The sequence below is a fragment of the Achromobacter sp. genome (genome assembly GCF_032102605.1).
Taxonomy (GTDB): Bacteria; Pseudomonadota; Gammaproteobacteria; order Burkholderiales; family Burkholderiaceae_B; genus Achromobacter.
In genome coordinates, this window is sequence record NZ_DAMDGT010000002.1 from 134,263 (window position 1) to 144,461 (window position 10,199).

7 protein-coding genes are annotated in these 10,199 nt (G+C 57.7%); all 7 read right to left on the minus strand.

Annotated elements, in window-relative coordinates; genetic code table 11:
* On the minus strand, positions 1–3,145 hold a 3,145-nt coding region (locus tag RT614_RS05295; RefSeq protein WP_313620810.1), incomplete at its 3' end, for a conjugal transfer protein TraG N-terminal domain-containing protein.
* Between the two features lie 331 nt (positions 3,146–3,476).
* Positions 3,477–4,853, minus strand: coding sequence for a conjugal transfer protein TraH (locus tag RT614_RS05300; protein ID WP_279996641.1), 1,377 nt, complete (start codon positions 4,851–4,853; stop codon positions 3,477–3,479).
* A 123-nt stretch (positions 4,854–4,976) separates the two neighbouring features.
* Positions 4,977–6,065 (minus strand): conjugal transfer protein TraF, encoded by a 1,089-nt coding sequence (traF, locus tag RT614_RS05305; protein ID WP_313620811.1) that lies wholly within the window; start codon positions 6,063–6,065, stop codon positions 4,977–4,979.
* Complete coding sequence (locus RT614_RS05310; protein WP_279968337.1) at positions 6,001–6,567, minus strand: S26 family signal peptidase; 567 nt, start codon at positions 6,565–6,567, stop codon at positions 6,001–6,003. Before RT614_RS05310 ends, traF begins: the two co-directional genes overlap by 65 nt.
* Positions 6,568–7,056 (minus strand): hypothetical protein, encoded by a 489-nt coding sequence (locus tag RT614_RS05315; protein ID WP_313620812.1) that lies wholly within the window; start codon positions 7,054–7,056, stop codon positions 6,568–6,570. It abuts the gene before it with no gap.
* Between the two features lie 34 nt (positions 7,057–7,090).
* Positions 7,091–9,571, minus strand: a complete 2,481-nt coding sequence (locus RT614_RS05320; protein WP_313620813.1) for a TraC family protein — start codon at positions 9,569–9,571, stop codon at positions 7,091–7,093.
* A 190-nt stretch (positions 9,572–9,761) separates the two neighbouring features.
* Positions 9,762–10,160, minus strand: a complete 399-nt coding sequence (locus RT614_RS05325; RefSeq protein ID WP_054470931.1) for a hypothetical protein — start codon at positions 10,158–10,160, stop codon at positions 9,762–9,764.
* Positions 10,161–10,199 lie beyond the last annotated feature (39 nt).

Consider the following 10,199-nt stretch of genomic DNA (forward strand, 5'->3'; position numbering starts at 1 on the left):
CCGGCGTCTGTACGGGACTGGCGCTGGACGGACCATTCTGACGATCACCCGCGATAGGCGCAGCGTCCCCACGAAGCTGCACATCGGCCACCGGCACCGTTACCGGCATCTGTACGGGACTGGCGCTGGGCGGACCATTCTGACGATCACCCGCGATAGGCGCAGCGTCCCCACGAAGCTGCCCATCAGCCACCGGCGCCGCTACCGGCATCTGTACGGGACTGGCGCTGGACGGACCATTCTGACGATCACCCGCGATAGGCGTGGCGTCCCCACGAAGCTGGCCGTCCACTGGCGGCGCATCAGCGAATGCCCGGCCCGAAAGGTATGCTTGAGCTCGTGCGACTGGATCGGAAGCAGGAACCCCCGAAAGAGTTTCAATGACCCGCCCCGTCAGGTCAACATCCGCTGCACGAGACCCGGGCGCCGCGTTCTGGCCTTCATACCGAGCGTGGTTAGCTTCCTCCAGCGTCTCACCGCGTCTCACGATAGTCGATCCTTGATTCGAACTTTGCAGCTGTTGTCGCAACTGGTCGCCGGTCATCGTGTCAGGCACTCCGGCGCTCCGGTAGCTGGCGTCGCCGCCAGGCCCAACGCGGCCGGTTACGTCAGGCGGGGCGAGCGCCTGCACGTCACCTGAGACGCCTCGCAACGCACCGGCATCGAAACCAGCGCCGATCCCAGTCGCACCTGCAATCACGTCGACCGCGCGGACGTACCCGCCCTGGTCATACTGCCGCAGCGTCTCCAGCTTTGCCCATTCCTCGGAGCCGGCACGATTGGAACCAGCCTGGTCGGTGAGTTGCCTATAGGTGGTGTTGGTCACCGACTGAAGCTCTGGACGAGCCTCAACCAGCTTGTTATGCAGGTCATCGATAGTTGACTTGACCGGGGCATACGAATCGTTCCTCTCCAGCAAATGCCCGTTCTGGCTGAGGCTCAACGTGAAGCCCGCACCGATTCGACTGCCAGCGGACTCCGTGCGCGCATAAGTCTCCATTTCAGAGCGCGCGCGCGACACGGTCTCAGTCACCGATCCGGTGGCCGACCTCACATCGCTTGATTCCCAGCCGTCGCTTCTTTGCACTTGATGAGCCGCGTCCGACAATGCTCCCATTCGTATCGTCGTGGCGGATGAATTTGCGGCCATGGCCGCGCGGTTTATTTTCTCCGACTCTTGCTGCGTGATAGTCTCGGTGTGCCGCTTCCCATCCGAATCGGTCCAGCTGACCGATCGACCTGCGCTCACACCGCCAACCATCGGAGCGCTGAATCCCAGCTTTCCGTCCACGCTGGTTCCAATGCTCTTGCTTTGCTCACGGAAGATCGCATCTGCCTTCTGCTCCGTCATCCCGCTCTCGATGAGTCGCTGCTTGAACGTCTGCTGAGCGGCCATCTGTGCGCTTTCCTCACCCGTGGCAACTGTGTCCCGTACAGCAGTCGATGTACTGCTGCCTGACTTGAGCCCGAAAGCAGTCGAGTGGACCTGGGCCATCGCATCAGCAACTGACGCTTGCGCCTGCTGAGTCTGCTGCCACGTACTCTGCTGCATGGCCGAAAGGTCGTTACCGACCTGAATCTGTCGGTCCGCCGCATAGGACGAAGCGCCGCCGGCGTGCATATTCTGTGTGTACGCCGGCGTCACTTGAATGGGAGCGGAGTTCTTAACGGAGTCGGGCGCAACCTTATCCTCGGACACGTAGTCCCGCCCGGACATGCGCTGGGCCATACCGGCCATTGCATACGGGGACCCATAGATGATCGCCATCGTCAGCAACGGAACAGCCGCCATTAGATCGGAGGCATATGCAAGGTTGGTGCTCAACGTGTCGTACATCACCGCATCGAAATTCTGCAACGTTAACGCGTTGAGCGCGTACTGGCCCATCTTCTCGACCACGGTGAGCTGGATGAACCCATTAATCACGGCCGCGAACGGGAGCCAGCTGAAGACCCATGCACCGAACTGCATGAACTTCGCCATTGCTCCAAAACAACGGGCGCCCGCAATCAAGCCGTACAGGAAAACAATGACACCGAACGCGTAGTACAGCATCTGCATATACGTCATGCCGGTAAACATCGTCTTCTGAAAGCCGCTACCAGCCGCCGTCGCGTCCACCTTGTACTTCTCCATGGCGTCGCTTTGCATCATGGTGCACTCATTGAATGCAGATGGGCTTGTGGCAGCAAGTCGGCATCGATATGTGTCTGCGGTTGCATTGCGAAGCAGCGCGTTCAGCATAAACTGTTGCGCCGACTGGCCCCATCCTGCCCCAAGCTGCATCAGGGCGTTGTAGCTGTTCTCCACGTCCGCAACCGTATACGAAGATTGCCCGCCCGCTCCCAAACCGACCTTGGCAGTCTTCATGTTCTGATTAATGAGGGTGTTCAGAGGAGACGTGGATAGATTGGCATTGGCGAAAAGCAAATCGACGCGCGATCGCAGTGCTTCTGCCGCCTCAATGCACGACATTGCAACGCCAGCTTCGATATTTCCAGTGCCGTCGTAGTTGATGTATCCGATCAGTACGCCACCCCGTTTGGAGTTGTCCAAGAGATAGTTGAAATAGTCGGGAACCTGCTCCGTCTCTGTGCTGTTGACGGCAGAGTTTGGCGAACAATAAAGCACGAAATTCTTCCAGGTCGCGACCATCGCCGGGTCGGCCTTCTCCAAACCGCCACGCATGGTGAAGAGCAGCGCAAGCGGGGTAACGAAGCCATTCTGCGCCACAGTCATGTAGCTACCGCTCACCGTCGAGAACGAGGTATCCACGGTCTCCAGGACGCCGTAGCTAAGCTGACTGTAGAGTGCCGCCGGAATGCCAAGCACCGCGGGCACGTTATCAACCGCACGAATACTGCCGTCATACACATTTACCAGCTGGTTGCGGATCGGCAATCCGGCAGCGGTTAGCGCCAACACGATGATCACAGCGCTCTCGAAGATGCTGTGCCCTCGATTGACAGTGCTTGGCATGTACTGGTTCATGTGGAACCAGGCACCAGAGGCGATCGCGAGCAACCCGCCAAGCACCGCTGCGCCGGTAATGAGGCCTGTATCGTTGAACGCCATGGCCACGCCATTGAGCGTGGCATAGAACATATCGAGCGGGCCGGTCAGGTAGGTAGTAAAGGTCGGCATAGTTCTCAATCCGCTTGGACGTCGTTCTTCGAAACGGCGCGCTTCACTGATGCCCCAAACCTCAGCCGCCGGAACAAGAGCGACGCGACGAGCACAGTTGAAAGCGACGTGTACACAATGAGCCAGACGGCCAGTGCGATAAAGCCAGCGAAGCCCGCCCACGGCAATACGCCTACCTTTCCTCCAGAAAGAGCGAACATTACGCAGCAAAAGATGCACGTCGCGACAGCAATGACGCCGGGCACTGGCGGGAGTACGACTGTCAGCACCCGAATCAGCCAATCGCTTGTCGCCTGCGCGTTCACGGCGATATCGAGGGAATTCCGCGGGATCATCGATAGTTCCTGAAAATGGCCGGGTTGAACTTGACCAGGATGTCCGAGTACTCCTTCGCCTTCATCACTCGGTCCCACTGGATAGCATTTTCCTCGCGCATCTGACGGACTTGGTCGCTCAGTAACCGTTCGCGAGCCTCGATCACTGGCGGCATTGTCGTTTGGTCCTTACCCGAGAATGCTTGGCGGATGGCGCGCAACGCAGCGTCCCCATACGAAATCGTTATTTCGTTCACGATCAATGGCTCAAGTTGCTTTGCGACTTGAGTCATTGATGCCGTGTTCTGTTGGGTTGCGACCAGAAGGCCTAGGAGAGGCGCCGATACCGCGTTCAGTAGAGCTCGCTGCTGCGCCGTGAATCCGCACTCGTTCCGCGTGCTTTCGCAACTGTTGATCTTCGCGATAATGGAATCCGCATACACTTGGTCCTTCGCGCCAAGCGTTGAACCGTACAGCAGCTTCGCGACGTGTTCTTTCACTCCCGTGAAAGACGATGGAACCGCTTCAAGCGTCACCGTGGTGCACGGCCCATCTGGAACCCGGTCAGCCGTGCTGTCGTTGTATCCACTAGCTGGACAACGCAGCATTTCCAGCCGGCTCGCTTGGCCCTCCTTGGCTCCATCACGGATGTTGTAAAGGTCGACGGTGCCCGCCCGAACCTGGCCAATGGATTTTGCGCTATCGCTGTCAGAGGAGTCTGCTCCGACAACGACAGTACCGGAAAGCGACATGACGAATTCCTTCGACGCCTTTCGCGTGGACTCGCCCGTCAACAGATTGCCGAACTCGTCTGCCGCGCCAGAGTTACCCAGCGCTTTCCACACGAGATTTCCGGTCTCCGTAATGGCGTTCTTGTCCGCGGCCTCCTTCGACTGGCGATTCGCGCTGCTGAAAAAGCCTTTGACCGAATCGGTGATGCTCGCCACCCGGTCGACAAAGCCTCCGCTTCCTTCCGAGTTTTCCGCGGAGAGCGACTCCTCTGAAGCAAACAACGCCTGCTTTCCCCAGTTCACGACGGTGTGGGCAAGAGCGCAGGTATTGCGAAGGTTCTGCATCAAGCTTTGCAATATCGACTGAAAGTCGCCCATGATCTTGCCGAGCGCAGGGTTGATATAGTCGATCGCCGCCTTGAATGCCACGCCGATTGCGTTCGCCGCGATTTGCCGAAGAAGGGCTTGCAGCTGTTCGCTATTGATGAACGAGAACGAGCCACCATAGAGATCTATGCCACCACATCCAGCAGCGAGCCTCGGCGGGTCAAACGCGATAAGGTTTATCGGACGAACCGGAGTTCGCACACCGATTCCCCCACCGACAAAGCCATTGCGTAGCTGGCTGTTAAACGACCCAGGTGCGGTCGCATTCGCAAACATGCCATCCAGCTCAGAGCTCAGCGAGGCCGCCTTTAGCTCCGGTGACAAGCTTAAAGCGACGGCTAGTGCCGTAAGAACGACGGACCTTCGCATGTGAAGTCTCAACCTCATAGTGTTTTCCTTTTAGTACTGGCCCGACAGCCGCTCTTTCAAATAGCGCACCCACTCACCTGGGTCGTCGCCCGCTCCCGCCTTCATGTCCTCGGTACTGAGCACACCGCGATCGAACACGCGTAGCTTCTTCAGGATTTCTTCTGGTAGCAGCCCGTTGTAGTCGGCAGCGACGATGAGACGGTCACGAAGCTGATCCTGAGACATCATCCCTTGCGACAGGATGTAGTAGTTGTCCGGTGGGACCACGAACACCGTAGTGGGAGTGAGCCGCAGACCTAGCCGCTGCGCCTGGCCACCATTCGGGACAAACTCATCCTGTCCAAGCCCGGGGACCGCCTCGCCGTTCATCGAAATGAATTTGGTTAGGAAACCGAATTCGCGGGCAAGATCCCTCACAGCCGAGACCTGCGGCGGACAAAAGGCGCACGTCGAGTCGAAGAACACCCAGAGGCCACCGATCTTGCTGAGATGCTCCATCGCCTCGGTTTGGCCTTCCCCTCGATATCGCAGGAAATCTTTCTTCGCAAAGCTGGACAGTGGAACGCGATTGTTTTCGTCTAGATACGGATCGTTTGCCACAACCATCTGAACCTGGTTTGCATACCGTTGCGCTTTGTCCATCGCCACCCGTTGAGCGTATAGATATGCCTCCACGTTTTCCTTTGTTGGGTCGTCAATTGCTCGACCTAGAAGCACCGGCATCTGCTTCTGTAACCACTCTACGGAAAAAGGCTCCACCTCCTGCCGCCTGTAGGATGGAGGCTCAACAGCCTTGGGCGATTTGGGATCGGCTGGTGGCGTGGTTGCCTGCTGCTTTACCTGGTTCTCGTCTACAGGTTCGGGCTCCAACTCCGGATCTTGGTACCAAAACCAACCTTCGCCCTTGCGGTCATAAAAGCTTGTGTTTTGTGCAGCCGCCGCGGTCGGCAAGATCGCAGCGCACAACCACAGCCCGGCAAATATCTTGAGAATCGGATTTGCACACATCTCACGGTGTCCCACAAATGATTTATTTAAATCATATTTTTTTGATTTAAAAAAGGGGCCATGCCTGTCCAATAATTTGGTCTTGGTCGAGGAATCCCCAGTACCGGCCATCGTAGGATCCGGGCATGGTGCCGAGCAGCAGCGCCTTGCCCCCTGGAACCGTTGCATCTCCCTGCATGCGTAACCCACTTACGTCGAGCCGACTGGACAGGCCTAGCGGGCCCCAGAATTTCCCGTTGATGGAGATGCCCGAATCGTCCACGCGAACCCTATCACCTGGCAGCGCGGCCACGATCTTAATGATCCGCTGTCCATCCAAGGCATGGCCCATCAGTCCACCATTGGCGATGTATTCGACGTACATGCCGCGAGTAAGCCCGCCTTCGGGACGCCCAAGCCTTACAAAGTAGAAGGTGTGAGGTAGGCAGCGGTTCTCCTCCACCTGCACGTCCAGAGCAAAGTGCATCTTCTGGCGCAATGCGTCGGTGATTACCGGACGGGCCGAGAGCGCCAGCACGGCGCCCACCAGCGTTAACAATATTGCCGTCCGGTTCTTGCTCAGCTGGCGGCAGTTGGCCGCGATTCTTCGCCAGGAGCTTTTCAGGTAAGTCATCTACTTCTCTGCCCCCAAGCCCAGGCGTTCGGCGACGACCGTGGTGACATCCCCCAGGGGCGGGACAGCGAGTGCAGCATTTTTGTTCAGCACAAGAATTCCTGCACCTTCATAGTCGCGAAGGACGCGAGCTAAGTGCGCCGCGAAATCTTGAGCGACATCGACCGGAGAGTTCACCTCCCCGGCAAGCGACGCCCTCTCATAGAATCGCTCAGCTAACCCTGCCGCATCGAGCACTACGACGGGCGTGCCACCGCCCATTTCTTGAGACGTAGCGGTCGATCGTGTCCTTTGCGGGGAATCCGACTCAGCGCTCAGCGGGCCGTCCGAGTCAAGGTTCCATGCCGCAAGAGTTGACGCAATTACCACCGCGACGAACACCGCGATCGCAAATTCCGGCTTTATGGCCTTAGGCCGCACCAGCCACAATCCCAATAAACACAGCAACGCAGCGCCGGCGGCCACGTACAAAAACGAGAACAAATTCATTCCGATCACCTTGCAAAAGAAGAGTTGTCTTGGCTCAGCCCATAGTGAGAGTGGGTTCGTGACGGGAAACCACACCGCGCGCCTCTTCGTCGAGGAATCTGCGGATAGCAGCGTCAGCCGAAACACCCTGATCGATCATGCGAAGGATCTCCGTCCGTTCCCTCCCGCTGGTGGAGAACATCACATTCGAATAGCGGCTTCGCACGAGTCGGTAGATCTCGTATGCGGAGTCGACTTTGAACATGAACTCGGAGTAGACGTTGTCCACTTTGTGAATCGAGTTGATCTGCTCCGCGCCATAGGCGTCGATTGAAAAGTGGTCTTGATTAAGTGCCTTCTGCACCTGATCCGGCTTCTGCTTGAGAATCGCATGCCACGCCGTGTTCTGGAGGATCGAGTCTCCGCGGGGAGATTTGCCGATATCCAGCAGACCCTGGGTCACGCAAGCGATTGCGCCAAGGTCTTTACGCGCGCGGGCGTAGGACTCGTCGATGCCCTCCGCCATGATCGGATTCAGCAGCCATTGTTTCGCCTCTTCCACCAGCAAGAGATTTCGAATGCCCTGGGTTTTCAACTTCTGTCGGCTGCGCGCGATCGCGGCAAACATCTGAAGCACAACCACGTCCCGCAGATGAGGAAGAAGCTTCAGGTCACCCATCTCCAGAATGATGAGTTGGGCGTCCATGTTGATGTTGAAGGGCTTGTTGAACCAATGGGCAAACTGGCCCGAGGCAAACGGGTATAGCTGCTTACCAATCGTCCGCGACAACTCGTCAGGCTGCGTCAACAGAAAATTGGCGACATCCTCGGGAATAGCCTCGTTCGTGTTGTTCATGTACGCAGCCGTAATCGCGCGTTCCAGAATCGGCCGCTTCACGTCGTCCAGCCCATCATTTGGCGCGGCCATCTTCGTGAAGATCGTCGAGAGCAGCGACATCTCTTCTTGAAGCCCCCCCAATGGAATTGATGTGAAAGGATTGAGCGACAGAAAGCTTTCCTTGGAGAAGGTGATGACCTGGCATTTATCGGGGCCCAGCGACCGACCAAGCTTCTCGTAGGATCGGCCGTCATCGATAATCCACACCTTCACCCCTGAGGCCAGCATGTCGGAGACGACCGCCTGCACCCAAAAGGACTTCCCACTGCCAGATTCGGCATACACGAGGCCGTTTGCATTACCGGGTGTAGCCAGCGGGTCTATCATCGCGGCTTCGCCACGTCGTGTTAGAACTAGGGTTCCTGACGAGGTCCGACTCCCCGTTCCGTCGCCATAGATCGGCAAAAATCGCACGGCTTGCGGAACTGACATGGAGCGCAGGCGGAAGGAACGGTGCAACCCGCCTTCACTCCCATTCAATGGGAGGGCCTGCTCGAATACGGTGCGCAGGATTCGCTTGTCCTCTCGGATATCGAACTTCTTTCCTTTACCGCCGATCGCACGGTAGTAAGTGCACAAGCTTTCGCTGTACGAGCGAAGTCGGTCCTTGCTCTTCGAATAGATGACAAGCGCCATGGACACTTGCACGCCAATTTCACCGCGGCCGTTCAACGCGTGGACGAGCGTGTCGATACGCTTTTTCTTATAGCCAATAACGGGCCAGAGCTTGATCGTCGGCCCGTACGCCTGGTTGTTGATCACCGTCGACATCAAGCCGACCTTACGCTTAAGCGCCTGCTGATCGGGGTAAAGCATGACGAAGGACAGGTAGAAGGGCTCCTGGATCTGATTGGTGAGCCCCTTGGCGTCGCCTATCACCTCATTCATGATCCATGAGTGCGCACGCTGGGGGAAGTTGTTCACGCTGAGCACCTTGGCGAAATGCTGCCCGTCATTGAACGATATCGACGCGTGATCTTGGGAATAGTCGACCGAGAACGAGTTGGGAAGAATCTGCTCGTTGAGTGGACGTTCTTCGTCCAACGGGGCCACACAATCATCGTCTGAAGCCCAGGGGTTGTGGACCTTCTTAACGATTCGCCGATACCCCGCCTCGTCGAGCAGACGAAAATGAAAGCCCGCGGTCTTCAGGCGGTCAAACAGCCCTGTGACGTGCTCGGTCGCGGGTGCGAGATCGTCGGCCGCGACGTCAGCCGCGGTCACTGGCACTTTAATTCCCACAAAAAGCCGTTTTTTGTGGACCCGAACTCCATTCGTCGGAATGAGCGGCTGCGTGGTACCTGACGCTATGTATTCGGCATGCTCGCGAGCCATCGAGGCCAATATGCCGCCAGCACCGGCCTTCCCTGAGAGGTAGCCCTCCACAATGGCATCGATGTCGGGATCGGCGAGGATACCCCAATGAATGATGGACCGCGCGGGAAGGTTCGCAGACAAGGATACTGAAAGGCGCTCAACGAACTGGTTGTCGGTTCCCACCACCGGCGAGGTGACACCCACCGCGCCAATGAAACGCTCCTTCAACCGTTTGGATTCGAAGTAGAGGATATTGGAGGAGTCATCCCACGCAGTGACCGTGATGTTCTCGGCGGGATGGTTTTTCTTGAGCTTGCTCATTATCTGGCGTCCGGGGTGGGGATGATTGCGATCGCGAGGCTGCCGACTAGCGGGCATGCCAAGCTCAGCGAAGGGTGCACAGTAAAACTAAGGCAGCGGGTCCGGGCATCGAGCCGGACGTCGCTGCCTTCCTGCATTTGCTACTTGGTAGAGCAGATAGAGGGATCAGTTCGCCTCTGCGCAGGCACCCCTAGAGGGTGAGGCCGGGAATCCCGGTAGTTACGACGTGCGCGACGACCTCGGGCAACCCGGACGCACGCGCCTTCACGACAGCATCGACGAACGGACCGATAAGGAACGCCACGCCCACGCCGATCGCGGCGGGCTTGAAAGTCATCATGACCGCCGTGGCCACAAGCCCGAACAGGACCGATACGAGGCCAATGGCCAGGCCAAGCGAGCCGTTGTACTCGTCTTCCAGGAAGTCGTTGAATTCGGTCAACGCGTCGCCGCCGCCACCAGCATGTGCTGATGCCAGCGACACAATGGCGATAATGATGAAGGCGGCGACCATGAGCAGCCATTTCGGAGGGTTCTGAATCGCACTCTCGCTGGAACCGGAAGCCATCGGCTTGAGGGAGATTTCCATGTTTTATTCCTTTAGTTTCTATCCTTGGTTGGTGAGATT

Coding starts and splice junctions, on each gene's coding strand:
- RT614_RS05320 (WP_313620813.1), bottom strand. CDS start 9,571: ATGAGCAAGCTCAAGAAAAACCATCCCGCCGAGAACATCACGGTCACT.
- RT614_RS05310 (WP_279968337.1), bottom strand. CDS start 6,567: ATGACTTACCTGAAAAGCTCCTGGCGAAGAATCGCGGCCAACTGCCGC.
- RT614_RS05300 (WP_279996641.1), bottom strand. CDS start 4,853: ATGTTTGCGAATGCGACCGCACCTGGGTCGTTTAACAGCCAGCTACGC.
- RT614_RS05315 (WP_313620812.1), bottom strand. CDS start 7,056: ATGAATTTGTTCTCGTTTTTGTACGTGGCCGCCGGCGCTGCGTTGCTG.
- traF (WP_313620811.1), bottom strand. CDS start 6,065: ATGGCCGGTACTGGGGATTCCTCGACCAAGACCAAATTATTGGACAGG.
- RT614_RS05325 (WP_054470931.1), bottom strand. CDS start 10,160: ATGGAAATCTCCCTCAAGCCGATGGCTTCCGGTTCCAGCGAGAGTGCG.